17 protein-coding genes are annotated in these 26,917 nt (G+C 63.4%); 6 read left to right on the top strand and 11 right to left on the bottom strand.

Annotated features, from left to right (window positions below; genetic code table 11):
* Positions 1-44: 44 nt before the first annotated feature.
* The 4 genes from ADJ95_RS08115 to leuS form a co-directional block, all read right to left on the bottom strand.
* Positions 45-1,268: a phosphoglycerate kinase gene (locus tag ADJ95_RS08115; protein WP_049334127.1), complete on the bottom strand. Its 1,224-nt coding sequence runs from the start codon at positions 1,266-1,268 to the stop codon at positions 45-47.
* A gap of 341 nt (positions 1,269-1,609) precedes the next feature.
* Complete coding sequence (gene gap, locus ADJ95_RS08110; RefSeq protein WP_049334126.1) at positions 1,610-2,614, bottom strand: type I glyceraldehyde-3-phosphate dehydrogenase; 1,005 nt, start codon at positions 2,612-2,614, stop codon at positions 1,610-1,612.
* A 353-nt stretch (positions 2,615-2,967) separates the two neighbouring features.
* Entirely contained in the window at positions 2,968-3,990 is a 1,023-nt protein-coding gene (locus ADJ95_RS08105; RefSeq protein ID WP_049334125.1) for a DegV family protein, read from the bottom strand.
* A 178-nt stretch (positions 3,991-4,168) separates the two neighbouring features.
* Positions 4,169-6,610 (bottom strand): leucine--tRNA ligase, encoded by a 2,442-nt coding sequence (gene leuS / locus ADJ95_RS08100; protein WP_192830514.1) that lies wholly within the window; start codon positions 6,608-6,610, stop codon positions 4,169-4,171.
* A 278-nt stretch (positions 6,611-6,888) separates the two neighbouring features.
* Between leuS and ADJ95_RS08095 the strand changes: the two genes are divergently transcribed.
* Positions 6,889-7,899 carry an alpha/beta fold hydrolase gene (locus ADJ95_RS08095; RefSeq protein ID WP_049334123.1) on the top strand — a complete coding sequence of 337 codons (1,011 nt, stop codon included), beginning with the start codon at positions 6,889-6,891 and terminating at the stop codon, positions 7,897-7,899.
* A 24-nt stretch (positions 7,900-7,923) separates the two neighbouring features.
* Positions 7,924-9,051, top strand: coding sequence for a glycosyltransferase family 4 protein (locus ADJ95_RS08090; protein WP_049334122.1), 1,128 nt, complete (start codon positions 7,924-7,926; stop codon positions 9,049-9,051).
* A gap of 267 nt (positions 9,052-9,318) precedes the next feature.
* On the opposite strand, the gene ADJ95_RS08085 is transcribed toward ADJ95_RS08090, so the two are convergent.
* The 6 genes from ADJ95_RS08085 to ADJ95_RS08060 all read right to left on the bottom strand — a co-directional run bounded on the left by ADJ95_RS08085 (position 9,319) and on the right by ADJ95_RS08060 (position 18,920).
* Positions 9,319-9,561 carry a hypothetical protein gene (locus tag ADJ95_RS08085; RefSeq protein WP_049334121.1) on the bottom strand — a complete coding sequence of 81 codons (243 nt, stop codon included), beginning with the start codon at positions 9,559-9,561 and terminating at the stop codon, positions 9,319-9,321.
* A 321-nt stretch (positions 9,562-9,882) separates the two neighbouring features.
* Positions 9,883-12,273 (bottom strand): aconitase, encoded by a 2,391-nt coding sequence (locus ADJ95_RS08080; protein ID WP_152691727.1) that lies wholly within the window; start codon positions 12,271-12,273, stop codon positions 9,883-9,885.
* 63 nt (positions 12,274-12,336) lie between these two features.
* Positions 12,337-14,745 carry a prepilin peptidase gene (locus tag ADJ95_RS08075; RefSeq protein WP_049334120.1) on the bottom strand — a complete coding sequence of 803 codons (2,409 nt, stop codon included), beginning with the start codon at positions 14,743-14,745 and terminating at the stop codon, positions 12,337-12,339.
* Positions 14,746-14,779: 34 nt separating this feature from the next.
* On the bottom strand, positions 14,780-15,985 hold the full coding sequence (gene metK / locus ADJ95_RS08070; protein WP_049334119.1) for a methionine adenosyltransferase: 1,206 nt from the start codon (positions 15,983-15,985) through the stop codon (positions 14,780-14,782).
* Positions 15,986-16,173: 188 nt separating this feature from the next.
* Positions 16,174-18,117, bottom strand: coding sequence for an excinuclease ABC subunit UvrC (gene uvrC / locus ADJ95_RS08065; RefSeq protein ID WP_049334118.1), 1,944 nt, complete (start codon positions 18,115-18,117; stop codon positions 16,174-16,176).
* A gap of 122 nt (positions 18,118-18,239) precedes the next feature.
* The gene (locus ADJ95_RS08060; RefSeq protein ID WP_049334117.1) at positions 18,240-18,920 is read right to left on the bottom strand and encodes a lysophospholipid acyltransferase family protein; all 681 of its coding nucleotides are present in this window, start codon (positions 18,918-18,920) and stop codon (positions 18,240-18,242) included.
* A 599-nt stretch (positions 18,921-19,519) separates the two neighbouring features.
* Here ADJ95_RS08060 and ADJ95_RS08055 point away from each other — a divergent pair.
* The 4 genes from ADJ95_RS08055 (at position 19,520) to ADJ95_RS08040 (ending at position 24,728) form a co-directional block, all read left to right on the top strand.
* Entirely contained in the window at positions 19,520-21,931 is a 2,412-nt protein-coding gene (locus ADJ95_RS08055) for a nitric-oxide reductase large subunit (protein ID WP_049334116.1), read from the top strand.
* Between the two features lie 2 nt (positions 21,932-21,933).
* Complete coding sequence (locus ADJ95_RS08050) at positions 21,934-22,764, top strand: transposase (protein WP_049334115.1); 831 nt, start codon at positions 21,934-21,936, stop codon at positions 22,762-22,764.
* Positions 22,765-22,979: 215 nt separating this feature from the next.
* Positions 22,980-23,753 carry a slipin family protein gene (locus ADJ95_RS08045; RefSeq protein WP_049334114.1) on the top strand — a complete coding sequence of 258 codons (774 nt, stop codon included), beginning with the start codon at positions 22,980-22,982 and terminating at the stop codon, positions 23,751-23,753.
* Positions 23,754-23,954: 201 nt separating this feature from the next.
* Positions 23,955-24,728 (top strand): YoaK family protein, encoded by a 774-nt coding sequence (locus ADJ95_RS08040; protein ID WP_049334113.1) that lies wholly within the window; start codon positions 23,955-23,957, stop codon positions 24,726-24,728.
* Positions 24,729-25,158: 430 nt separating this feature from the next.
* Here the strand turns inward: ADJ95_RS08040 and ADJ95_RS08035 are convergent, their stop codons facing one another.
* A complete protein-coding gene (locus tag ADJ95_RS08035; protein ID WP_080974977.1) occupies positions 25,159-26,916 on the bottom strand; it encodes a bifunctional hydroxymethylpyrimidine kinase/phosphomethylpyrimidine kinase in 1,758 nt (585 codons plus the stop codon).
* Position 26,917 lies beyond the last annotated feature (1 nt).

The following is a 26,917-nucleotide window of genomic DNA, read 5'->3' as shown; positions in this document are numbered from 1 at the left end:
AAAACTCTGCGCTCAAATCACGCAGTCAGGCTAGGCCACCCGGATTAGGCGCCCAGTGCCTCCAGACCGGGCAGGGTCTTACCCTCAATGTACTCGAGGGAAGCGCCGCCACCGGTGGAGATGTGGCCGAACTGCTCGTCCTTGAAGCCCAGGTTACGGACTGCCGAAGCGGAGTCGCCGCCGCCGATGATGGAGAACGCATCAGACTCGACGATAGCCTCGGCCACCGCGCGGGTACCCTCAGCGAACGGAGCAATCTCGAACACGCCCACGGGGCCGTTCCAGAAGATGGTCTTTGCGCCCTTAATCTTCTCAGCGAAAATCTCGCGGGTCTTGGGGCCAATGTCCAGGCCCTCAGCCTCTGCGCCGAGCTTGCCGCCGGTCAGGTCCTCAATGGGGCGAACCTCGGTGTTAGCGTCTGCGGAGAAGTCGTCAGCCCAGACCACGTCCACTGCGGTAACAATCTCGGTACCCTTCTCGGGGGCTTCCTTCAGGTAGCGCAGAACGTTCTCAACCTGGTCCTTCTCGAGCAGGGACTTGCCCACCTCGTAGCCGTGTGCGTAGGCGAAGGTGTAACCCATGCCGCCACCGATCAGAATGGTGTCAGCCTTACCAATCAGGTTGTCAATCACGGCAAGCTTATCGGAAACCTTAGCGCCGCCCATGACCACGACGAAGGGACGCTCGGGATCGTTCAGGGTCTTAGCCAGAACGTCAACTTCCTTCTTCACCAGGTCACCCAGGTATGCGGGCAGACGCTTAGCAACGTCGTACACGGAAGCGTGCTTACGGTGAACCGCACCGAATGCGTCGTTCACGTATGCACCGTTCTCGCCGGTCAGTGCGACCAGCTCGTCAGCGAATTCGCCGCGCTCTGCGTCGTCCTTGGAGGTCTCGCGGGCGTCGTAGCGGACGTTCTCGAGAACCAGGACCTCGCCGTCAGCCAGGGCTGCTGCCTTAGCCTTGGCGTCCTCGCCGACCAGGTCGGTGGCGACCTTCACGGGCACGGAGGCGAGCTCGGCCAGGCGTGCTGCCGCCGGTGCGATGGAGTACTGGGGGTCGACCTTGCCCTTGGGGCGACCCAGGTGTGCGGTGACGATGACGCGTGCGCCAGCCTTGGCAAGCTTCTCAATCACGGGCAGGGATGCGCGGACGCGGCCGTCGTCGGTGACGACGCCGTCCTTCAGGGGTACGTTCAGGTCGGAGCGAACGAGGACGTGGCGGCCTGCGACGCCTTCTTCGAGCAGTTCGGACAGTGCCTTAGCCATGGGATTTCCTCCTGGTTAGGTGGGTTTATATACCGTTTCAATCATACCGAAGAATAGGGGTTTTGACAGCCTAAAAAATAAGCTTTTATAAGGTGTTTCTCCGCAGAATACCGCGGATTTTCACCCTTTCTATCCCCTACTCCCTTACGGTATTTCTGACTCAAAATGAGCGATAGAAAATAGTATGTTTATACATCATTAAGGGTTTCATTCAAGACCCCTGCAAAAGAGCCTTGGTACAGCAAACCCCGACTCCCCCGCGTAAAGCGGTGGTGCCGGGGTTCACTATATGCGTTAGTCACGCTCTATGACGCTTAGCTATGCGTCGAAGCCCAGAAGGCTTAGAGGGAAGCCACAACCTTGTTGGTGAACTTCACGAGGCGGGAAACGTAGCCGTACTCGTTGTCGTACCAAGCGATAACCTTCACCTGGTCACCGATCACCTTGGTCAGCGGTGCGTCGAAGACGGTGGAGATGGGCTCACCCTCGATGTCCTTGGACACGATGGGATCCTCGTTGTACTTGATGATGCCCTTCAGGGGGCCCTCAGCTGCTGCCTTGACTGCTGCGTTGACTTCCTCAACGGTGACCTCGCGCTCAGCGGTGAAGGTCAGGTCGGTGATGGAGCCGGTGATGGTGGGAACGCGGACTGCGAAGCCGTCCAGCTTACCCTTCAGCTCGGGCAGAACCAGGCCAACAGCTGCTGCTGCACCGGTGGAGGTGGGGACCATGTTCACGGCTGCTGCGCGTGCACGGCGCAGGTCGCGGTGGGGTGCATCCTGCAGACGCTGGTCAGCGGTGTATGCGTGGATGGTGGTCATCAGACCCTGCTTGATGCCGAATGCGTCGTTCAGGACCTTAGCCATCGGAGCGAGGCAGTTGGTGGTGCAGGAAGCGTTGGAGACGATGTGGTGGTTAGCTGCATCGTACTGGTCGTCGTTCACGCCCATAACGAAGGTGCCGTCGATGTTCTTACCGGGAGCGGAGAGGATAACCTTCTTAGCGCCGGCCTCGAGGTGTGCCTTTGCCTTGGTGCCGTCGGTGAAGAAACCGGTGGACTCGAGGACTACGTCAACGCCCAGGTCCTTCCAGGGGAGGTTCTGGGGGTCGCGCTCGGCGAGGATCTTGATTTCCTTGCCGTCAACAACCAGTGCGCCTTCCTTGACCTCGACCTCTGCGCCGAAGCGACCCATGATGGAGTCGTACTTGAGCAGGTGTGCCAGGGTCTCAACATCGGTGAGGTCGTTGATTGCGACGATCTCGAAGCCGACGCCCTCGGTCTGAGCTGCGCGGAAGAAGGTGCGGCCGATGCGGCCGAAGCCGTTGATTGCTACGCGTACAGTCACTGGAGTATCTCCTTGTCAGTGCGTTGGGTGGCGACCCGCCCAATTCGATGCCTTGTGGGCATTATGCTTACCGAATTATTCCGAGCTCTGTGGTGCCCGGCGCGTTCCGCCGTTGTTGGTAATAATCCTACCCTAGTTTGTGTGTGTTTTGGTGTGCTCATTCGAGAATTTTTTGTGAGTTACCCCATAAAATAGGCGAAAAACCCTTTGTTTTCTGTTGGTTTACGTGGTGTTCACCCCGAGAAAATGTTGCGATATGGTCTAAATAACAATAAATACACACGATGCCCATTCGCAGAAAAACCCCGCCGTATCAAGGCACGATGAGAGGGTACAAACCACCCTTTCAACCGCTAATACACGACCATCGCAACCGCTCCCAACCCCGAATGGGCCGAAAGCACCGGGGGCAGAGAACTCACCAAAAACTCGGGTATGTTTAGCGCCACAGAACCCTCACCCGAGGCAGAACCGGTGGACGCACCCGCGGAATGACTCAGCGAGCCCTCCCCCAGCAGACGTTGCACCCGCTCATACAGCTGCACCGCCTGCGCCGCATTACCCACGTGATGCACCGCGACCACCTCGCCGGGCGTATCGCTGCCCGGGACCGCATCCGTTGAAGCGTCGAGAGCGGCGGCATGACGGTGCTCGCGGCAGGCCTGCACCGTCAGTTCCACGAACCGATCCAGGGCGCGCGCGGCCGTGCGGGGCCGTTCCACGTAGGTGAGCTTCCCCTGGGAAATCGTGCCGATGGGCTTAATCTGAAACATCTGCCCCACCATCGCCAGCGCCGGGGAAACGCGACCCCCGCGGCGCAGCGCATCCAGGGTGGGGATGTAAAAGTACAGGGTCGCGCGCTCACACACCCGCCGCACACACTCCACGACCCGCTCGGGGTTCGGGCCCTCCTCTAGCAGATCAAGGGCGCGAAGCACCGCATACCCGTAGGCGCCGGCCACCGTGCGGCTATCCACCACGCTCACACCCTCGGCGCCCAGGCGGCTCAGGCGCGCGCCGGTACGCGCGGACTCCACCGTGCCCGAGAGCTCGCCGGAGAGGTGAACCGACACCACGTGCGTAAAGCCGCGCGATGCCAGCTCGTCGTACACGTCAGCAAACGCGCCAGGAGCCGGGCCGGAAGTGCTCACGGTCTGCCCCATGACATGCGCCAGCATAATGGCTTCGTCCACCTCGGCGGCGCCGAGGCCCTGCAAGCTACGGTCCTCCGCACCGGGGGTGCGAATCGTAACGGGCATGGGCACCACGACAAAGTTCCCGCGAGCACTCAGCCGCTCCACCAGCTCCGGATGCAGTGCCGCGGCGCTATCGGTGACCACGGCAATGCGATCCTTTGCGTTGTTCTCGTGCCCCATATTCCGGCCCTTCTTCCGGTTCGTCAGCGAATGATTCAGCGACGAAGCCTCTCCTAGCGTTTCCTGAACATTATGGCACTCATCACTACCGCAGTACAGCAAAGCCCCGCCGTGCCTTTCGGAACGTTCCGCAGAACGAACCGAAGCCACAGCGGGGCTTGTACTTTATCTAAGAAACTTAGATCACGATGTTCACGAGCTTAGGCGCACGCACAATCACCTTACGGATCTCGGCGTCACCCAGCGCACGCTGAACGGCGGCATCGGCCAGGGCCAGCTCCTGAAGCTCCTGCTCGGAAATATCCTTCGCAACCTCCAGGCGAGCCTTCACCTTGCCCTTAATCTGAACGATAGCGGTGACGGTGTCATCCACCAGCAGGGCCGGGTCAACCTCGGGGAAGCCAGCGGTCAGAACCGGGGTGTCGTGACCGAGCACGTGCCACATGTCCTCGGCAGTGTACGGTGCGTACAGCGAGAGCAGGATGGCGATGGTCTCGGCGGCCTTGCGGACGGCCGGGTCAGCCGCACCAGCACCGGAATCAATAGCCTTGCGGGTAGCGTTGACGAGCTCCATGGTCTTCGCAACAACCACGTTGAACTTGCCGCCCTCAATCAGGCCCTGCACCTCGTGCACGGTGCGTGCAATCAGCTTCTGCAGCTCCAGGTCACCGGCGGTTGCGTCCACGCCGGGTTCGCTGGTGACGTCCTGAGCCACGCGCCATGCGCGAGCCAGGAACTTCTGCGAGCCGGCGGGGGAAACGTCGGCCCAGTCCACGTCATCCTCGGGCGGGGACGCGAAAATCATGGTGGTGCGGATTGCATCCACACCGAACTTATCGAGCTGCTCGCCCAGGTTCACGCCGTTACCCAGCGACTTGGACATAGCCTTGCCGCCGTTGAGCACCTGGCCCTGGTTCATGAGCGCCTTGAAGGGCTCATCGTGCTGAATCAGACCCAGGTCGCGAACAACCTTGGTGAAGAAACGCGCGTACAGCAGGTGCAGAATTGCGTGCTCCACGCCACCCACGTACATGTCGACGGCACCCCACTCGCGCATGGCCTGCGGGTCGAAGGGAGCCTGATCGTCATGCGGGGAAACGTAACGCAGGAAGTACCAGGAGGAGTCCACGAAGGTGTCCATGGTGTCCGAGTCGCGGCGAGCCTGCTTGCCGCACTTCGGGCAGGGCACGATAGCCCAGTCATCGGCGGCGGCCAGGGGCGACTGGCCCTTGGGGGCCAGCTGCTCGCCACGCAGGTTATCGGGCAGCAGAACCGGCAGCTGATCCTCGGGAACCAGCACCTCGCCGCAGTCCTCACAGTGAATCACGGGGATGGGGGTACCCCAGAAGCGCTGGCGGGAGAGCAGCCAGTCGCGCAGACGGTAGATAACCTTGCCCTCACCGGTGCCGGCGGCCTCCACCAGCTCGATGGCCTTAGCGATGGCCTCGGCCTTGGGCAGGCCGGTCAGCTCGCCGGAGTTCACGAGCACGCCGTCACCGGCGGTAGCAACACCGCTGGTGGCCGGATCCTCGGCGCCCTCAACATCCAGAACCTTCACAACGGGCAGGTCAAACTTCAGGGCGAAGTCCAGGTCGCGCTGGTCGTGCGCGGGCACGGCCATAATCGCACCGGTACCGTAGTCGGCCAGCACGTAGTCGGAGGCCCACACGGGCAGCTTTGCGCCGGTCAGCGGGTTGATCGCGTAGCGGCCGGTGAACACGCCGGTCTTCTCACGCTCGGAGGACTGACGATCGATATCGCTCAGCGCCTTGATGTCTTCGCGGTACTGCTCCAGGGCAGCCTTCTGCTCGGGGGCCACAATCTGCTCGGCGAACGCCGCATCCGCAGCAACCACGATGAAGGTTGCGCCGTACAGGGTGTCCGGGCGGGTAGTGAACACGGTGAAGGATTCGGCGGCCTGGTCCTCGGTGGCCTCAATCTCGAAGCGTACCTCGGCACCCTCGGAGCGGCCAATCCAGTTGCGCTGCATGAGCAGCACGCGGTCGGGCCACTTGCCCTCCAGCTGCTCCATGTCGTCCAGCAGCTGCTGGGCGTAGTCGGTGATCTTGAAGTACCACTGGTTCAGGGCCTTCTTGGTCACGGTGGTGCCGCAGCGCTCGCAGGCACCGTTGACGACCTGCTCGTTAGCGAGCACGGTCTGGTCCTTGGGGCACCAGTTGACCATGGAGTCCTTGCGGTACGCCAGACCCTTCTTATAGAACTGCTCGAAGAACCACTGGGTCCACTTATAGTACTCGGGGTCCGAGGTGTGCAGACGGCGGCTCCAGTCAGCGGCAATGGCGTAACGCTTGAACGACTCGGCCTGGGTGTCGATGTTCTTGTACGTCCACTCCTTGGGGTGAGTGTCGTTCTTAATGGCTGCGTTCTCTGCCGGCAGGCCGAAGGAGTCCCAGCCAATCGGGTGCAGAACATCGTAGCCGCACTGCTTGAAGTAGCGGGCGTTCATGTCACCAATGGCGAATGCCTCCGCGTGACCCATGTGAAGGTCACCGGAGGGGTACGGGAACATATCCAGCACATACTTGCGGCCCTTGGGGGCGTCACCGGTGGGCTGGAAAACCTTCGTTTCGTCCCAGTAGGGGCGCCACTTGGCTTCCATAGCGCGGAAGTCGTACGCATTCTCGGTGCGTTCGGTCTCTACCTGAGCAGACACAGCGATTCCTTAAATAAAGACAGGTTGATAAAAACTTAACCCTCCAAGTGTAACGCGAAAGCGGCGACGGGATGGATCCGAGCCCGCGCTGATTAGTCTGTGGACGAGCCGAGGATGCGCGAGGGGCCCGGCGCACACCGCCCTCCAGAGGCTTTTCAGGCTTCTCCCCTAAAATTAGGGGTGGGACCCTGCCCTCCCCGCACCCGACCCCGCGAAAGGTACCCATGACCTCCACCGTTACCCCGGACTCCCCCAACGCCTCGGTTCTCGAGGGCGTACCCGGCCCGCTCATTCCCGGCACCGGTCACGAGGCGCGCATCGGCGCGGATGCGCAGGCGGTCACGACCCGCTACTGGCAGTACGGCGAGGGCATGGGCTCCGGAAGCTTCCCCGAGGGGTGCTACCCCGTGCTACTCATTCACGGTTTCCGCGGCGACCACCACGGCCTCGAAATCATCGCGAACTACCTGCTGAAGCTCATTCCGAACGTCAGCATCATCAGCCCCGACCTGCCCGGCTTCGGCCGCTCCGGTGACCTGCCCGAAAGCGCCCCGGGTGAGGACAGCATCGACGCGTACGTGGCCTGGTTGCAGGATTTTGTGGAGCGCACCAACCCGCTCGGGCTACCGCTACACGTGGTCGGTCACTCCTTCGGTTCCATCCTCACCAGCGCCTTCGCGGCGGCGCACCCTGCCTCGCTCGCGCTGCTCTCACTCATCAACCCCATCAGCGAACCCGCCCTCGAGGGCAGCCAGCGCGTCGCCTCGCGCTTGGCCTCGCTCTACTACCGCGCCGGCGCGGCACTCCCCGAAAAAATCGGCTACCCGCTGCTGCGCTCGCAGTTGATTACCCGCGCCTCCAGCGAAGTCATGATGCGCACCAAAGATAGGGCGATGCGCCGCTTCATCAACGGTCAGCACGCCGCCTACTTCGGCTCCTTCGGCTCCCGCCGCGGAGTGCTCAGCGCCTACGAGGCGTCCATTACGCACACCGCCGCCGAATACGCCGCCGCCATCCGGGTGCCGGTGCAGATGCTCGTCGCCGAAGACGACGACCTGGGCACCCCCGAAACGGCCCGCGCCATGTACGCGACGCTGACCTCCCGCAGTCTGCGCAGCCCCTCGACTGGCGCCCGCGAGCGCCTGGACATGATTCCCGAAGTCGGGCACCTCATCCACTACGAAACCCCGCACCTGGCCGCGGAACTCATCGCCGATTTCGCCGCCGACCGCTAAGGGAACGAGAAGTAAGGAACCAACATGAAACTCATGGTTGACGCCCGATACACCCGTATCGGCTTCCACGACGGCATCAGCCGCTACACCGCCTCCCTGCTGGGCGCGCTCAAAACCCTCATCGACACCGGTGACGAAGCCGCCGCCGACCTCGACCTGACCATGATTATTAGCGACGAGCGTCAGCTGGACATGCTGCCGGATTTGCCGCACGTGAAGATCTGCTCTCCCACCGGCCCGCTCGAACCGACCGCCGCCCTGCAGTTGAACAAGTACGCGCCGGACGTAGTGTTCTCCCCCATGCAAACCATCGGCTCCACCGGACGCAAGTTCAAGCTGATTCTCACCCTGCACGACCTGATCTATTACTCGCACCCGACCCCGCCCGGGTTCCTGCCCGCACCGGTGCGCGTGGGCTGGCGACTCTTCCACAAGACCTACACCCCGCAGCGCTTCCTGCTCAACCACGGCGACGCGGTCGTGACGGTTTCTGAGTCGACCGCCTCGCTGATTCGTGAGCACGAGCTGACCACCAAGCCGCTGTTCGTGGTGCCCAACGCCCCGCAGCCCGGCAGCGTGGTCTCGCGCCAGACCGCCCTGGAACGCGCCACCACCCGCGAAGAGCAGCCCGTCAAGCACCTGGTGTACATGGGTTCGTTCATGCCGTACAAGAACGTAGAAACCCTGCTGCTGGCGATGCGTTCCCTGCCGGATTACCGCCTGCACCTGCTGTCGAAGATGCCGCCGCAGCGCCTGGTGCAGCTCACCGACGAGCGCCTTATCGGTGAGAACGTGGAGGTGCACAACGGCGTGAGCGATGAGGAGTACCAGCAGCTGCTCCGCCAGGCGCACGCCCTGGTGACTGCCTCCCGCGAGGAGGGTTACGGTCTGCCCGTGGTCGAGGCTCAGGCTGCCGGTTGCCCCGCTGTGATTAGTGACATCCTGATTTTCCGTGAGATTGCGCCGCACGCCGTGTTCGCACCGGTGGACGGTGCCCCGGAGGCGCACACCGCCGACTGGGTCAAGGCAATCCGCTCGCTGGAGGACCCCGCCGTTCGCGAGCGCATCATCATTGATGGCCTGTCGGATGTGCGCCGCTACTCCTGGCGCGACTCGGCGCTCAAGCTGCTGAAGGTCGTGCGCGGGCTCTAAAGCGTGCGCGGTTTATACAGCGCGGCGCTAAATTACGGTGTTAGACGCAGAAATGTCGCCGCACTCCCCCGAAACTCGGGAGGTGGCGGCGGCATTCTCATATTTGGTTTGTGGTTGCCGGGTGACCCGTGCCCTAATACGGGGGCGGCGAGGCTACACCTTCCGGAAGCGCCCTCAGGGTGCCCGAGCTCTGCGAGGGCGGGTTCCCTGCGTAGGCGCGGAGGAAGTGTGTAGCGAACCGCCCCGAAATCAAATCACGGAAACCCGCTAGACCGCGGTGAAGCTACCGGTGCGGGCCTCTTCCTTCGCCACGAGATCGTTGACGTGGGTGTAGGCGTAAATAATCTTCGCGTCATCCAGCTCAGCGAAACGCGCCAGGTAGCGGCAGACCGCACCGCGCTGGGCCATCGTCATGGCCGAAAGCAGTTCGGGATTGGGGTGGGTGATACCGTTGCTACGCTCGGGAGCGGAATCGCCGAATCCGGGTTCGTAATCGTATGCCGGGCTCATCGTCGAAAGCCTTTCGTCAGGGCGTCGCTACAGTGCAAACGCCACGCGGAGTAACACGGCGAATAGGTTCGCAGCGATAACCGGATGCCTCTTCGCGGTGGTGGTTGTGATACCTCTAAAGTACCCAAGAGCCAATCAATGTTCAAGAACCGCTAGGGAACAACCTCATAATGGACACGTCCGCGGTTGTCAGGCGGAAATCAGGGGGCATCAGAGAGGCAGGTAACCGCCGGTTTTTCCCCACCGTTTGAGTCCACCGTTAGAAGCTTAAAAAGAAATGCCGCCGCACTCGTCAAGAGTGCAACAGCATTTCCTAAAGCTCTAATTATGCAGGCTACGCCACGCTTGCGCAGAGGCCGCGCTCGCCTCATCGTCAACTCCCCCGATGACGCTCTCTCGCGCCAGAGTGCGATCAATCTTCGTCACCATGAACCGCTGGAACCGACGCTGAGTCGCAGGAGACAGCACCACCACGAGCAGCACCTCCACCGCGAACAGAATCGCCAACAAAGCGAGGCCGCCGCCGGGCGAATCCACCTGCTCACGCAGGTACCGGGCCGCAGCCACCGCCCACTCAAAACCCGCGGAGTCCAGGACCGGCACATCCAGACCGGCCTGCGCCGAAACGTGCAGAAGCGACGCCGCATTCAGTAGCAGCACAAACAGCGCGGTCAACCCCGCATACAGGCCGTAGTGCACCGCACGCGCAACCCTTTTAGCTCGGGCAAAGGCACGGTTGAGCTCGGCGCCGATATCGTTCACGCCCTCCAGCAGGTGCGTGTCGGCCGGTAGAACGTGCGGCAGCAAACGGCGCGACAGCATGAGCGGAACCGGTGAGCTGGCGTCAAAATACTGCATGTGGCTACTCACCGAAGGCCCCGGCAGGGTCGCGAAGGTAACCTTCACATCGGTCAGCTGTGTGATGTTCGAACGCCCGATGCTATCGCCGCGCGCCGCAATCTCACAGTGATCCGCCACGTTCATCTCGTGCAGCGAGGGCGCATAGGCGCGCACGAACAGGTGACAGCAGCTGCGCACCGATACGACTATCGCCAGCATCACGACGCACCAGAACGCCACGCCCAATGCGGTGGGCGCAGGAACCCTCGCTTCACCGCTCAGGTAGGCAAGCACCAGCATGAGGGAGGTAAACATCATGAATACCCCGTGCACAAAGAGTGTCGGGATAAGCCACTTAATCAGGGAACGTGTGCCGTAGACATTCCAGACGGTAGAGCCCACCCCCGTCTCCTGCGCAATGCGGCCCCGGCCCTTCAGCGCCGAGAGCACGGCGAAGACAACCGTGGCCGCGCCCAGCGTCAACGGAATCAGCATCATGTGGCGCAGCAGGGAGGCGTAGGGGCCAACCAGAAGCAGGGCCTCCTGAACCCAGGCGAACCCGGCTACCGCTCCGAGGGCCAGCAGGGTCAGGCGGTTGCGGAACCCGCCGGAGCTATCGATCGGAGCGGGAATGTCGTTGCGGTCACTGGCGATGATACTGATCGGCACCACACCGTTACCCAGCCCGTAGAAGAAACGCAGGGGTTTCTTTCCGGCCTTCGCACGGCGACGCAGCAGCTCATACCCCAGGTACCCGCCCTGCGAATGGGCAATAATACCCGGGGCATCACTACGGGCCACCAGCAGATCCAGCTGACGGTCCAAACGCGCGTAGATGCGCTCCAAATCCCGAGACTCAGGGCTGGTCGCCGTCTGAATCAGCTGCGTGGGAATCGCCTTCACCAGCGCCCACAGCTCGCGGGCACGGCGAGCCAAAACCCAACCCAAAATACCCAGGCTGAGCACGGCCACCAGCGCCGTCAGCAGACCGCGGCTCGTGCTCAGGGAAGCAACAAAGGCGTCGCGCATCGTCACGATTGTCACCACCGCCAGCACAAGCCAACCGGCCACGTTCACAAAACGCGCTATCGACCGGAGCAGCTGCCCGGCGCGATCGGTCCAGGTTCGGCCCGGACGCTCGTAGTAGAGACAGAACATGAGGAAAAGCGGCAGCACCGAGACCAGCCAGGGCAGGTGATCTCTTAGGGGACGATAGTGCTTCGGGCGCCAGAACCCCTCCTGAAGGAGGATGCTGCGACGCACCACCGAACGCTCCGGACGTTCCGGACGGCTCGAATGCGAGGCGCTGAGGCGCTCCTGCAGGCGTCGTTCCTGAGCGCGCAGCCCCTCCGAGATACGCGCCTGCAACGACGAGGCGCTCGGCTCGTCGACGGCTTCCCGGTCCTCCGGGGACTCGGGTACTTCGGTAGATTCGGAAACTTCGAGAGTTTCGGGGGTTTCTGGAGCCTCGGGGGCCTGCACGTACTCCAGCGTGAGCGCGTAGCTCAGCTCGCGGTGCTCGCTATGCGAGGTCACCTCCCCCGATGGCGGCTGAGTATCGCCGTCGGGGATGAGCGTGATGCTCCCCCGGGTCGCCTCCTCGGGGCTGTCCGCGGCATCGGAACCGGTATCGGGTGCGGTCGCGCTCGCCATCGTGGCCAGCGTCTTCAGGCTGTGCGCCACCGGCTTACCGAAGTAGTCCAGGGTCTCACCGAAATTCTGGTACCCGATGCCGTGAATCAGCAGAACCGCGGCGTCGTGCCGGCGACCCGTACTGTGCAGGGTGCTCTCGGGGTGCCGGGAAGCATACCCCAGCAGGGTCCGCTGCTCGTCCGAGGGCAGGGAACTGCCCTTCACCAATTGGCGATCCACGACGCCCCCTTTCTGCACTGTACCTCTGCGTTTTCTGCAGATAAATCCGCAAGACTGTGGGTTTTAAAGCACGTCCAAGCCATCGCAACGCACCTGAACGGGCCGCTCCCCCACGGTTTTCTTGAGGGCGGCCATCGTGGCGCGCGTGGCGCGTAACTCGTGCGTCACCTGCTGGGCAATACCGTAGGAGAAGAAGATCAGGGCGCGCCAATCCCCGCGCACCGGGGATTCCTCCGGATCATTCTCCAGGGTTTCGGACCAGGCGAGATAGCCGTGTTCCAGCGGAACCGGACCGACCACCCGCGATTGCTCGCGCACAGACTCGGGCAGGGCCGAAGAACCCAGGAAGATTTCCATAAAGGAGCGCACGTCAGCCTCCGCGCCGGTTACCGCGGCCGTGCGCACCGCCGGAGGCAAGCCCGTCTGGGAACGCTCCTCCAGCTCCTCACGAGCGAACCAGGCCGGATCCCAGCGGATGAGGGCCTGCTCCACGGGCGAGGGTGAGGCGGTCGTCACCACGGTCCCCTCCAGCGCCGCCGGACGCACCAGGGCCGCCGCGTTAAGCCAACGACGCAGGGCGGCCTCGGGGGCGCGCAGAGAATCGAAGTAAAGCATCTTATCGGCGTCCAGAAGCAGGGCCGCCGCGTAACCGCCGAAAGCCACGGGCTCAGCCCCGGGAGTCGCCACGACCAGGGCCGGTTCCGGGCCAACCGTCGCGCGCACGTGGTCGCCCGAGGAGGAAATCACCGGGACGTTCGGGAAGGCGCGGCCCAGCTCCTCGGCCGTGCGCATCGCCCCCACCGTCGAGGAACGCCAGCGGTTAAACCCACATTCGGGGCACCTCCACTGCTGGGCCAGATGGCCGCACCACGCACAGGAGGGCACCGATGAACCGGAAGCCAGCGAAAGCGGGCCGCTGCACACGGTGCATCGGGCTGGCATGCGGCACCGCGCGCACGAGAACGAGGGCACGTAACCGCTGCGGGCCACCTGCACGAGCACCGGGCCTCGGGACAGGGCGCGGCGGGCGTGCTCGAAGGCCAGGTGCGGGATGCGCGCCACGGCAGCCAGCGGGTCGCGAGCCAGCTCGTACTCCGAACCGGTCGAGAAGATGCGCGGCGAATACTCACGCACGAGCGAGCGAGGAGCCCGCAGGTAGGTGGCCCAGCGGGTGCGTACCAGGCGTGCCGCCTCGCTACTCATCGTGAACCCTGCGAAGAGCGCCGCGGCGTTCTCCGCTGAGGCGCGCAACAGTAGCACGTCGCGGGCGTGGCAATAGGGGGCGCGCTGTTCGAGCAGCGACGAGTCGCCGTCGTCCCAGCAGACGACCAGGCCCAGGTTAGCGACCGGGGCGTAGGCGGCCGCGCGGGTTCCGATGACGACGGGCACGCGTCCCAGGCGGGCCTTGAGGAACCCGTGGTAGCGCGCGTGCGGGCCCGAATCGGCACTCAGGCGTGCGTAGGAATCGGCGGGAAGCACCCGCGCGAGGGCGCTCTCCAGCAGGTCGAGGCTCTTGGCGGTGGGAACCACCGCGATGGCGCCCCGCCCGGAGGTTGCCGCGGTGGCCAGGGCCGCGGCGAGCACATCGGCCCAGGTGTGTTCCAGGTGGCCGGGAAGCACGGTCATGACGGCGCGGCTCGCGACGCCGGCGGCCACGTCCTCGATGAATTCGGGGCCGTTTTCGTAATCGGAGAAGACCGCGGCGGCATCGGGTGCGTCCTCCAGCGGGGCGGGAGGCTCAAGGGTGAAGGGCGCGGGTGCGCCGGGGGTAGCGAGCCAGGCGTAGGGGTCGGTCTCAGTACTATTTCCGCCGGTCAAAGAGTTTTTAGCCAATCCACCCTCAGCCTGAACCTGAGATTCGCAACCCTCACCTTCAATCGAAGGGTTACCGGCAGATTCGCCCTCAACCGGAGCTTGAGGGCCCACCTGGGAAGGCTCGTAACCCGGCAGGAACGGAGCGTACTTCTTATCCAGGGCGGCCACGCGCGGAGGAACCGCCAGGCGCAACACGTTCGCCACCGTGGAGGCGTAGCGATCGGCCAGCGCTTCCGCCACGCTGAAAATCTCGGGCGCCACCACCGGCACACGCGAGAGCACCCCCTTGAGCGGGGCAAGCGAGGACCGCGTCCAATCGGTCGTGGCCGCGCGCTCCTCAATGTAGCCGGTCATCTCGTGGCCGTTGAACAGCACACGCACGCGGGCGCCGGGCACCGCATCCTCACTCAGCTCGGCGGGCACACGGTAATCAAACGTGCGGTCCACCTGCGGCAGGGTGCTATCCACGCGCACACGCGCCACAGGGTTCGGCACGCCGCTCGCCTCCAACTCGGCGGCAACATTCACCGGCTCCGGGGCAGCCGGAATCAGGGCATCACGAAGAGCAGGAAATCCCTGCAACAGGTCAAGCTGTTGCAGGGATTCCTGCTGAGCACCCGCGGGTACCTTCGGTTCATCAGAACGGTTCTGACTCACGCGCGCTATCGTGCTCTCGTTCGCTGAATTCGTTCTAGGAGGAGGACACTGCCGAGCGCAGTGCATCCACGCGGTTGAGGCGCTCCCAGGTGAACTCCGGCTCGGTGCGGCCGAAGTGACCGTGAGCCGCGGTCTTGCGGTAGATGGGGCGGCGCAGGTCCAAATCGTTAATGATGGCCAGCGGGCGCAGGTCAAAGACCTCGCGCACGGCGCGCTCAATCTTTAGCGGGTCAACCTTCTCGGTGCCGAAGGTCTCGATATACAGGCCAACGGGTGCTGCCTGGCCGATGGCGTACGCCACCTGAACCTCGGCGCGATCGGCGAGGCCGGCGCCCACGATGTTCTTGGCGACCCAGCGCATAGCGTAGGCTGCGGAACGGTCCACCTTCGAGGGGTCCTTACCGGAGAACGCACCGCCACCGTGGCGTGCGGAACCGCCGTAGGTGTCAACGATGATCTTGCGGCCGGTCAGGCCAGCGTCACCGACGGGGCCACCCTGCACGAAGCGACCGGCGGGGTTGACGATGAACTTGGTGTTGGAGGAATCCAGGTCCACGGAGCTGAGCACGGGGGCAATCACATGCTTCTCAATGTCGGCACGCAGGTCGGCCAGATCGTAGCTGGCGGTGTGCTGGCTCGAAACAACCACGGTATCAACGGATACGGGCACGTTGTTCGAGTCGTAGCCGAGGGTCACCTGGGTCTTGCCGTCGGGGCGCAGATCGGTCAGTAGGCCGTCCTTGCGCACCTTGGTCAGGCGCTCGGAGAGGCGGTGTGCCAGCCAGATGGGGGCGGGCATCAGCACGTTGGTCTCGTTCGATGCGTAACCGAACATGATGCCCTGGTCGCCCGCGCCCTGGCGGTCGTAATCGTCGGCGGCGATGCCCTGACGAACTTCGAGGGACTCGTACACGCCGGCGTTAATGTCCGGGGACTGCTCGCCGATGGAGACGGAGACGCCGCAGAACTCGCCGTCGAAACCGCGGGTCGAGGAATCGTAACCGATATCGAGGATGGTCTCACGCACGATGGAGGGAATCTCGACGTAGCTGGAGGTGGTCACCTCACCGGCGACGTGCACCTGGCCGGTGGTCACCATGGTCTCCACAGCAACGTTCGCTGCGGGATCCTGGGCGATTATGCCGTCCAGGATTGCGTCGGAAATCTGGTCACAAATTTTGTCGGGATGGCCTTCAGTCACCGATTCGCTGGTGAATAGGCGTAGATGGTTATTACTCACGGTTTCCACTCTACTGGTTGAGGGCACGCAAAGGTAGCGCGCTCGTAATGATGACGGTTTCCTTCAATTATGACACGTTTATGACGGCCGGTTACGGGCCCCATTCGCGGGTTCACGCACCGGTCCTCGCACGCCGGTCACGCGCAGCCCGCACGCAAGGGGCCCACCGGCGGGACCCAATCGGTGCGTTACGCCAGCGCCGCCATAATCTTCTGCGCAAGCGCCGGGCCGATGCCGGGCACCTGTGTCAGCTCTTCCTCGGTGGCCTGCTTAATCTGCGCCACCGAACCAAAATGCTTCACGAGCGCGGCGCGCTTAACCTCGCCCAGTCCGGGTATCTCGTCCAGGGCGGAGGCGACCATGGCCTTGCCTCGCTTGGAGCGGTGGAAGGTGATGGCGAAGCGGTGCGCCTCATCGCGGATGCGCTGCACCAGGTACAGCGCCTCCGAGGTGCGCGGGAGCACGACCGGGTAGTCGTCATCCGGCAGCCACAGCTCCTCCAGGCGCTTGGCGATTCCGGCCACGTACACATCGGTAATACCCAAATCGCTCAGGGCGGCGGATGCGGCGGCCACCTGGGGCGGACCGCCGTCCACGAGCACGAGGTTCGGCGGGTAGGCAAAGGTCTGCGGCTCGGGGGTGGAGGCGTCAATCTCCCCGGAGCGCGCGGGCGCCTCGGCGCGCTCGGCCTGCTGGGCCAGGTGCCGCTTGAAACGGCGGGTGATGACGTCGTACATGCTGGCGGTATCGTCGCGGGCGGCGTCCCCGGTGATGCTGTAGGTGCGGTAGGCCTTCTTGGCGGGCATGCCGTCTTCGAAGACCACCATGGAGGCGACCACGTTCGTACCCTGCACGTGCGAAATGTCGTAACATTCGATGCGCAGCAGCGGGTCGGGAAGCTCAAGGGCCGTCTGCAGCTCCACGAGGGAGGCGCTGCGGGTGGTGAGGTCGCCGGCGCGCCGGCTCTTGTGCAGGGTGAGGGCCTGGCGGGCGTTTTCGGTGACGGTCTTCATGAGTTCGGCCTTGTCGCCTCGCTGCGGAACGGCGATTTCCACGGGGCCGCCACGCACTTCCGAAAGCCAGGATGCCAGCTGTTCCTTGTTCTCGGGCTCCACCGGCACGAGCACGGAGCGCGGAATATCGTAGCTGTTCAGGCTTTCGGTGCCGCTACCCTTCTGGGCGGCCAGACTGACCGCGATATCGCTGTACACGCGGGTGAGCAGCTGCTCGATGAGCTGCGCGTCGGTGCTGTCGTCCACCTTTTCCACGATCCAGCCGCGCTGGCCTCGGATTCGGCCGCCGCGCACGAAGAACACCTGAACGGATGCCTCGAGGTCGTCCTCGACGTAGGCGAAGAGGTCGGCATCCACGGTCGAGCCGAGCACCACGGCGTTTCGCTCGAAGGCCTTGGTGAGTGCCGCAATGTCGTCGCGGAGCACCGCGGCGCGTTCAAAGTCCATCTGGGCGGCGGCTTCCTTCATCTCCTTGGTCAGCAGCTCGATGTACTTCTCGGCGCCTCCACCCATGAAGCGGGTCAGGCCGCGGGCCAGTTCGCGGTGGTCTTCGGCGCTGATTTTGCCCACGCAGGGCGCCGAGCATTTGTCGATGTAGCCGAGCAGGCAGGGGCGTCCGCTGTTCTTGGCACGCTGGAACACGCCGTTCGTGCAGGTGCGCACCGGGAAGACGGTCAGCAGGGCGTCCAGGGTTTCGCGGATGGCCCACACCTGCGAGTACGGGCCGAAGTAGCGCACGCCCTTGCGGCGCTCACCGCGGGTGACCATAGCGCGCGGGTACACGTCGTTGACGGTCACGGCCAGGTACGGGTAGGACTTATCGTCGCGGAAGGCGATATTGAAGCGCGGCGCGTACTCCTTGATCCAGGTGTACTCCAGGTGCAGGGACTCCATCTCGCTGGCCACCACGGTCCACTCGACGCTGGCGGCGGTGTGCACCATCGCGTAGGTTTTGGGTCGTAGCGTCTCGGGCGAGGCGAAGTAGCTATTGAGGCGGTTGCGCAGATTCTTGGCCTTGCCCACGTAGATGACGCGCCCGTCGGCGTCACGGAACCGGTAGACGCCCGGGTCGGTGGGAATTTCTCCGGGGGCGGGGCGGTAGCTGGAGGGCTCTGCCATGGGTGCTTTCTCCTCGGGCGCGGGCGGACATACGACAAACCGCGCATCCTACGCCTACCCCGCGTGCGGGCCCATGCGTGGATGCGCGGTTAAAGTCTACGCGGTGCGCGCCGGAAGAAGGCTTAGCCGGCGTCGCGTGCGGCTGAGGGCGAAACGTTGTACTCGTTCTTTCGCGCCTGGCCGGACAGCTGGGCGATCTCATCCATGATCGTGTCGGTGGTGGCGCGGCGCTGCTTGCCGCTCATCTTCTCGCCGGTCTTCTCAAAGTAGAGCGGCTTGCCCACGCGAATCGTGAAGCGGCGCGGGTAAATCATGTTCGAGCCGGGCTTCTGCAGGCGGTCGGTGCCAATCAGGCCGACGGGCACGACGGGTGCACCGGTCATGTGTGCCAGCCAGGCCACGCCAATCTTGCCGCGGTAGAGGTAGCCGTCGCGGGAGCGGGTGCCCTCGGGGTAGATACCGAAGACCTTGCCTTCGTTCAGCTTCTCCAGGGCGATATCGAGGGCCTTGAGCGACTCGGAGCGGTCGGCGCGGTTGACGGGAATGATGTCCACGGCCTCGAAGAAGGCCTTCATCATCTTGCCGCGCGGGCCGGGGGTGTTCACGTATTCGGCCTTGGCGAGGAACGCCACGCGGCGGGGCATCATGGCGGAAATAATGATGGAGTCCAGGAAGGAGAGGTGGTTGGAGGCGACAATCACCGGGCCGGTGGCGGGGAAGTTCTCGAGACCGGTCACGCGGGCGCGGAAAACGGTGCGCAGAATTCCGGTGACTGCTTTCTGGGATGCCTGATAAATCTTCATGTGAACTCCTGGAGGCTGTACCGACGGTGGACGACGGGCCGGCGGTGGGGTGCGCGGTGCAGAGGGAGGCTACTCCCCCGCTGCGCGTATGTACCGTGTTAGATAAGGGGCGCTGGCGTCCGCTACCGATTTCATTATTCCATACCCCGGGCCGCTCGTAGCTCCGTTCCTCCCGGGTTTATCGGGGGCCGGTCGAACGGGGTTCAGGAGGGTTCCTTCGGCGGCGCTTTGCGGCGGGTGCATCGGGCTTTTGCGGGAATAATGCGTTTACCGCCGGTTGATATTTAAGGTTGCGGCATATAAGCCTTTCCTTTGTTTTTGCCACGAAGTGAATTTTGGTAGGGTAGACACGAGGAACAACAACGGAATGTACGGGCGCTGTCGCCCCGGGAGTATCCTCCCCGAATGACCTCGGCGTCACATTGAGACACCTCGTCACCAAAGTTTTATAAATGCGCATTTAATATGCAAAAATAGGGTAAGGGTGGGCTGTCGCACCTCCCTCTCCGGACGATTCGCTACCCAGTGAGCCGCCCTCCAGCGGATGTGCGTCGGTCCCATTCGAACCGCAAATCCACGCACACTGGAGACATATCACTATGGCTACAAAACCCGTCTCGCGTGCTGAGGCAGCTAAGATTGCCCGCCGCACAGACACGGTCGGTGCCTATGCCGGTAAGGGCTGGGTACAGGCTGTTGCGTTTGTGATGCTCCTGGGCTTCACCATCATGGCAGTCCTCGCAATGCGCACTTACGCACTCTCCATGCCGATGCCCGACAAGATTGTCGGCAACGACGGCAAAGTAATCGCAACCCAGGAACAGATCCTGCACGGTCAGGAACTCTTCCAGGCACGCGGCCTGCAGCAGTACGGAACCGTCCTCGGCCACGGTGCCTACCTCGGCCCCGACTACACTGCAGAGTACCTGCGCCTAACCACCGATGCCGCCATCAAGGAGTATCGTGAGCAGGGCAAGCAGGACCCCCGCGAACTCGTCAAGAACGAGTGGCGCAAGGAGAACAAGTACGATGAGCAGACCAAGACCCTGACCTGGTCCGCTGGTGAGACCAAGGGCTTCCAGCTCATGCTCAAGCACTACAGCGACACCCTGATGAAGGGCGACACCTCGCAGGGCCTGTTCCCCGACGCCATTAAGAACGACGAAGAACTGCACGACCTCGTCGCCTTCTTCGGCTGGACCGCATGGGCCTCGGCAGCAGATCGCCCCGATCAGCCCTACTCCTACACCAACAACTGGCCCTCCGAGCCGAACGTTGACAACAAGCCCACCGCAGACCTCATGGTCTGGTCGGCCCTGTCCCTGATTACCCTCATCGGTGGTACGGGTCTGATGTTCGCCATCTACGGCCGCTGGTCCCGTTCCATCGGTTGGCACGCTGAAGAGGCACCCGTCCTCGACTTCCGCCAGCCCGACGAAGTTCGCCTGACCCCCTCGCAGAAGGCAGCCTGCCTGCTCTTCGCAACCATCCTGGTGCTCTTCCTCCTGCAGGCTCTGGTGGGTGCGCTCACCGAGCACTACCGTGAAGAACTCACCGGCTTCTTCGGAATCGATATGGGCCAGCTGCTGCCCTACACGGTATCCCGAACCTGGCACCTGCAGCTCTCCCTCTTCTGGACCGCAGGCGCGTTCCTGGCGGGCGGTATCTTCATCGCCCCGCTGATTACCCGCCGCGAACCCAAGAAGCAGGGTCTGCTGACCTACGTCCTCATCGGTGCCGTGGTCTTCGTGGTGCTCGGCTCGCTGCTGAACGAATGGTTCTCGCAGAAGGGTCTGGTCCCCACCAACTCCATCTTCTCGCAGCAGTGGGAGTTCCTGGACCTGCCGCGATTCTTCCAGATTCTGCTCATCGTGGGCATGTTCATCTGGATTGTGATCGTCGCACGAACCCTCACCGCCCGCCTGAAGGGCTCTAAGAAGACCTCCCTGCCGTGGCTGTTCCTGTTCTCGGGCCTGGCCATCCCCATGTTCTACGCGGTCGGCCTGCTCGCAGGTCAGCGTACCCACGTGACCGTCGCCGAATTCTGGCGCTTCTGGGTGGTTCACCTCTGGGTGGAGGACTTCCTCGAGCTGTTCACCACCGTGATGGTGGCGTACATCTTCGTGCTGCTCGGCGTTGTCCGCGAGCGCATCGCTATCTCCATCATCATGATGGACGCCGTGCTCTACTCCGTCGGTGGCGTGGTCGGTACCCTGCACCACACCTACTTCGTCGGTACCCCCTCCGAGCAGATGGCATTCGGTGCGTTCTTCTCCGCAGCTGAGGTTATCCCGCTGACCTTCCTGACCGTTGAGGCATGGGGCTTCATGCAGCTGGGTGCTCGCCAGTACTCCAACCGCACCAAGCCTTTCCCGCACCGTTGGGCCGTGATGTTCCTGATCGCCGTGGGCTTCTGGAACTTCCTCGGCGCTGGTGTGTTCGGCTTCCTGATTAACCTGCCGATCGTGTCCTACTTCGAAATCGGTACCGCACTGACCGCAAACCACGCACACGCCTCCATGATGGGTGTGTACGGTATGCTCGCAATCGCGTTCGCGGTCTTCGGTCTGCGCTACCTGGTTCCCGAGAACAAGTGGCCTGAAAAGGGCCTGAAGTTCTCCTTCTGGACCCTGAACATCGGTCTGCTGTGGATGTCCTTCATCTCGCTGCTGCCGCTGGGTATCGCTCAGCTGTACAAGTCCGTTGGTGAAGGCTACTACGAGGCTCGTTCCTTCGCGTTCATCCACGACGGCGCTTCCGCCGTGATGGGTTGGATGCGTATGCCCGGTGACGTCATCTTCCTGGTCGGCATCTTCCCGCTGATCAAGCTGGCTTGGCTGGGTATCAAGGAGATCTTCTCCAAGAACTCCAAGGAGACCGTCCTCGAGCTGCCCGAGCCCCCGCTGTACGAGGTGGTTGACGACGCTCGTATCGCCGAGTTCGCCGGTGCCAAGGCTGCTGAGGAGCTGCCCGAGCAGACCAGCCCCTACCGTAGCGATCGTCGAGGCTAACCATGCCTGAGCAGATTGCTGGAGTATCTTTCTTCGTGTGGCTGGCCTGCGTGTACGCGCTCGGCCTGGTCGCCGTGGGGTGGTGCTTCGATATTCTCGCTAAGCGCACCAGCCAGCGTGTCGTGGCGGCGCGAACCTTCGGGTTCACCTACCACGAAGAGAGCGATGCGTGGCTCTGCCCCGAAGACCAGTGGCTGTGGGCCACGGCCTTCGACTCGGACAACCGCGTTATGCGCTACCGCGCTAAGCCCAGCGTGTGCAACACCTGCCCGATTAAGGACAGCTGCACCGTCTCGGCAAATGGCCGCGAACTCACCCGCGAGGTGGACGAGTGGCCCTACTCCGAGTCGGGACGATTCCACCGCGGCCTGGCCGTGGCGGTCTCCCTGCTGGGCGTTGTGGTCATGATTGGTGCGGCCATCGTGTGGCACTCTCCCCTGGAGCTTCTGGTGGAGGCAGCCGCAGTGGTGGTCGTCCTATCGCTGACCTACCCGCTGGCGATTAAGCTCATGCGTTCCCCCGCCAACTTCGAGGGCGACCCGAAGCATATTCACGCATCCACCGCCGAAGAGTCGATGAACGTGAAGATGGATCGCTTCGCCGCGAAGTGGGGTGGCGTCTCGAACGAGCGTAAGCGCCGTACCGAGCAGGCCCGCAAGCAGATGATTGCGGATGCATCCCTGCCGGTTCGCACCTCGGTCCTCGACCCGGATCGCCCCGCCTGGAGCGGTACCGGTGCCTCGGTTAAGCGACTGCACAAGACCACGAACGAGGTCTTGCAGGAGCAGAACCTGGCCGAAGTTGAGGCCGCCGAGAAGCTGGCGAAGAAGTAGCAATGCTGATGGTCCCTCCGTCCCGGCGTTCCCCCGCCGGGGCGGAGGCCCATTGCGCATCACCCCCTGAACCTCCCCACCGGAAGGACCGCCGCGAGCACCACGTGCCGCTGACAAACTTTCCGAACACACCCTCCCGTCGAGTCTGTACGAGGCGCAGTCGACGGGTGCACATGCCCCGAATGAACCATCCCGAATAGATGTGAAGGAAACCCATGGATCCCGTCACCCTGGCAACAATCCTCATCCCAGTTGCCGTTATTGTTCTTTTTATTCTGATTCGTATGTTCCGCGTGATCCCCGAATATGAACGCGGTATCTCCTTCCGTTTCGGCCACCTGCGTTCCGAGCTGAAGCCCGGCCTGAACGTGGTCTTCCCCCTCGTCGACTCCCTGCAGCGCGTTGACATGCGTGTTATCACCCTGACCATTCCCCCGCAGGAAGTCATCACCAAGGACAACGTTCCCGCCCGCGTGAACGCCGTTGTCCTCTTCCGTGTGACCAACGCCAAGAACGCGGTGCTTGAGGTCGAGAACTACCCGATCGCCACCAGCCAGATCGCCCAGACCACCCTGCGTTCCCTGCTGGGTCGTGTTGACCTGGACACCCTGCTCGCACACCGCGAGGACCTGAACGAGGACCTGCGCTCCATCATCGGCTCCCGCACCGAGCACTGGGGCATCCAGGTTGAGCTCGTCGAAATTAAGGACGTTGAGATTCCCGAGGCCATGCAGCGCGCCATGGCCCGTGAGGCTGAGGCCGAGCGTGAGCGTCGCGCAAAGATCATTTCGGCACGCGGTGAGCTTGAGGCTTCGAGCGAGCTGAAGGAAGCATCCGACATTCTGAGCCAGTCCCCCGCTTCCCTGCAGCTGCGTTACCTGCAGACCCTGCTGGAGCTGGGCGCCGACCAGAACTCGACCGTGGTCTTCCCGCTGCCCATGGACGTGATCGGCCCCCTCGTGGGTGCGCTCAAGGGCGAAAGCAAGTAGGCTCCTCCCCCTAAGCTAAAAACCGAATAGTACGTAGGCCCCGAGCAGATAGCTGCTCGGGGCCTACGCTTTAACGGCGGCCGGCCCGCGGGGCTCCTCCCCCGATCCGCTAACCGCCGCCGTCCATGCCGTAGCATGGAACCAGAAGGCCCCCGCCGGCTGGGTCTTCAGAACCTACCACCGACAGATGAGGGCGGTCGCATGCTTCACCACCTCCGCGAGACTCTTGGACGTATTCCCGCGCCTCGCCGCTACGGGCGCATCATGGCGCTACTCCTCGCCTCCCTGGGCGGCGCGGTGGACGTCTTCTCGCACATGCGCTACGAGGCCCTCGTCGCCACGCAGACCGGTAACTTTATTCTGCTCATCGCCGATCTGCATCGCGATACTCCCCATGCGGTGCACCTGCGCTGGTTCTCCGTCATCTTCTTCAGCTGCGGATACCTGGGAGGGCATCTTATCCATGATCTGCTGGGGCAGCGGGCCCGGATGCGGCACTGGCGCATTGGCACGCTCCTGCCGTTCCTGCTGGTGTGCTTCGCGGTACCCTTTACGGACAGAACGCTGAGCAATAGCTTTCAGGTGGGCGCGCTGGCCTTCACGGTCGGCCTGATGATCCACGCCCTCGCGGACACGCGCATTGGCGAAAATCCCTTCTCGCTCTTCATGACCAGCGGCAATTGGCGCAAAATGCTCAGCGCCTGGTACGCCGCCGGCTCCCTGTACCTTCCGCTGAGAACCCCCGACGGAGCTACAAAAGATGAGGCGAAGGCACGACGCCGCGCGGCTCTACTCAAAGCGCTCGACTACTCGCTCGTGGTCATCTCCTTTATAGCCGGAGTGCTTCTCATGGCCCTTGTGCACCGGTGGGTCGGCGTATTCTCCATCTGGCTGGCCGCGCTGGTGGCCGGCACTGCGTTCTGCTTCGGCTACCAGGCGGAGAAGAAGGAGAGTCGAGAGGGGCAGAGCGCATAAACTTTTGCTCCGACTGCGGCTATAGACGGCGGCAGATCAGAAAACAGAACAGCAAAATATCCCGTGCAGATGAGAGTATCTGCACGGGATATTTCTATGCGGAATTTATACACGAAATGCTTTCACACGGAGCCCCGAAACCCGGGAGGAAAGCATTTGGCCCGCCGGGGGGGGTTGGATGAGGTGGTTGCGGCGGGCCAAACTGGTCGGTTACACGCTGTAGAGGTGCGGGCGCGGCAGGTACATCAGCCAGTTGGGTGAGGGCCGGAATCCTGCCGCAAACGGTTTTCACCGACGCCTTAAGCATAACCGGCACAACCACCGAACCGTCGGTAGCTTGAGTGAAGCATCAATCACCCATCTCACGCCATGCCGGGGCGGTATTCAGCCCAAAAATCGGCGCCTATCATCTAGCGCAGCGCCCGGCAAACTAACGCAATGCTCGGTGCGCCTGGTCAAAGAACTCACGCTCGTACACGCACGCCGACAGGTACGCCCGCGCCGCGCGCACACGCTGAGCCGGTGAAGCCGTCTCAAACGCACGCTCCACCTCCGCGAGGCTACGCGCCACCTCCGCGGCGAACTCTTCGCCACCGTACATGCTCAACCACTCCGCGTACGGGTGGTCCGCATGATTCTGCGAGGAAAGCACAGCGCCCACCTCTTCGTACAGCCAGTAGCAGGGCAAGATAGCGGCGGCACCGACCACGTAATCATCACCGGCAGCGGAGGCACGCAGGAAATTCGTGTACCCCATCGTAATCGGTGAGGGCCCACCCAGACGCGCACGGTTCGCCAGCCAGCCCTCGTGCAGCTGCGATTCGGCGGCAATCGCCTCATGCGCACCGGCGGCCCAGTGCACCTGCGCCTCAGCGGTGTCAGCACGCGCCGAGAGAGTCGCGAGCGCACGCGAATAATCCCGCAGGTAGAGGGCGTCCTGGTCCAGGTAGAAGGCGAACAGGTCCTCGTCGAGGGTTCCGTCACCGAGGGCACGCACGAAGGGCAGGTCCAGGATCTGGTGCCAGGTTTCGCCACCGGCTGCCCAGAGGGCGGCGGTCCAGGGACCGGCGGGCTTTACGACGGCTTCACCGGCGGGTACGGGGCTGACCGGCAGCAGACGCTCCGGGCTGGTGCCGTCCAGAGTATTGCCCTCAGAGTCGGTGGTGGCGAGCAGGTGATGCCACGGGTACGCGGAGGCGGCAGCCTCCAGACGGCGGGCACGGGCGGCGTGGTCCACCGGGCCGTGGCCCTCACCGGAGCCGACCTGCAGACCGGCACCTGCGGCAATGGATTCGTGGAGCCAGCGGGTGCTCCACTGCAGGGCGCGGTGGGTGTCTTCGCTGGTCAGAACGCTCTGCTCTGCGGTGTACTCTGCGGCTTCAGTGTGTTCTGCGGCTTCGGTGTGCTGGAGCAGCTCCACGCCCAGGCGGGTTGCCAGCGAGGAGGACAGGGAGCATCCGGTGCCGTGCGTATTACGGCTGTCCAGGCGCGGGGTGCGCACGTGAGCGCAGGTGCCGTCCGGGAAGACCGCGGTGTTACCGGCGTCCTGACCACACAGGTGGCCGCCCTTCACAATCACGGTAGTTCCGGTCGCCGCAGCAAGGTTCGCCGCCTGCTCGTGCGCCTCATCGAAAGTCTGAGCGGGCTCCTTCTCACAGAGCACGGCGAGCTCCGGAATGTTCGGGGTAATCACATTCACGAGCGGCACGAGATCGCGCAGCGCCTGCTCCGCTTCCGCCTGCAGCAGGCGGTCACCGCTCGAAGCAATCATGACCGGGTCGAGCACAACCACGGGCACGGGGTGCTCGCTCAGCCAGGTGCGGACCGTACGGATCGTGTCCGCGTCGCCGAGCATGCCGATTTTCACGGCGTCAACCGTGACATCATCAAAAACGGCGGCAAGCTGCGCGGTCAAAAATTCCAGGGGCGGGGTGAATACTTCACGAACCCCGCACGTGTTTTGGGCGACCAGTGAGGTGGTCACGCACATGCCGTAACCGCCGGATGCGGCAATGGACTTGAGATCCGCCTGGATACCTGCACCGCCGGAGGGGTCGGTTCCCGCAATGGAGAGAACCCTCGGCACCCGAGCTGTCTGGGGTGCCCGGGGGGTTCCGGAGGCGCTCGCGCCGGGTGCAGGGCTGGTGGTGGGTGCGCACGCGGGCGCAGTAGGCTGCTCTGCCATCATC

Source organism: Rothia mucilaginosa (assembly GCF_001061665.1).
Classification (GTDB): domain Bacteria; phylum Actinomycetota; class Actinomycetes; order Actinomycetales; family Micrococcaceae; genus Rothia; species Rothia mucilaginosa_A.
This window is presented reverse-complemented; position numbering and strand designations above follow the sequence as displayed.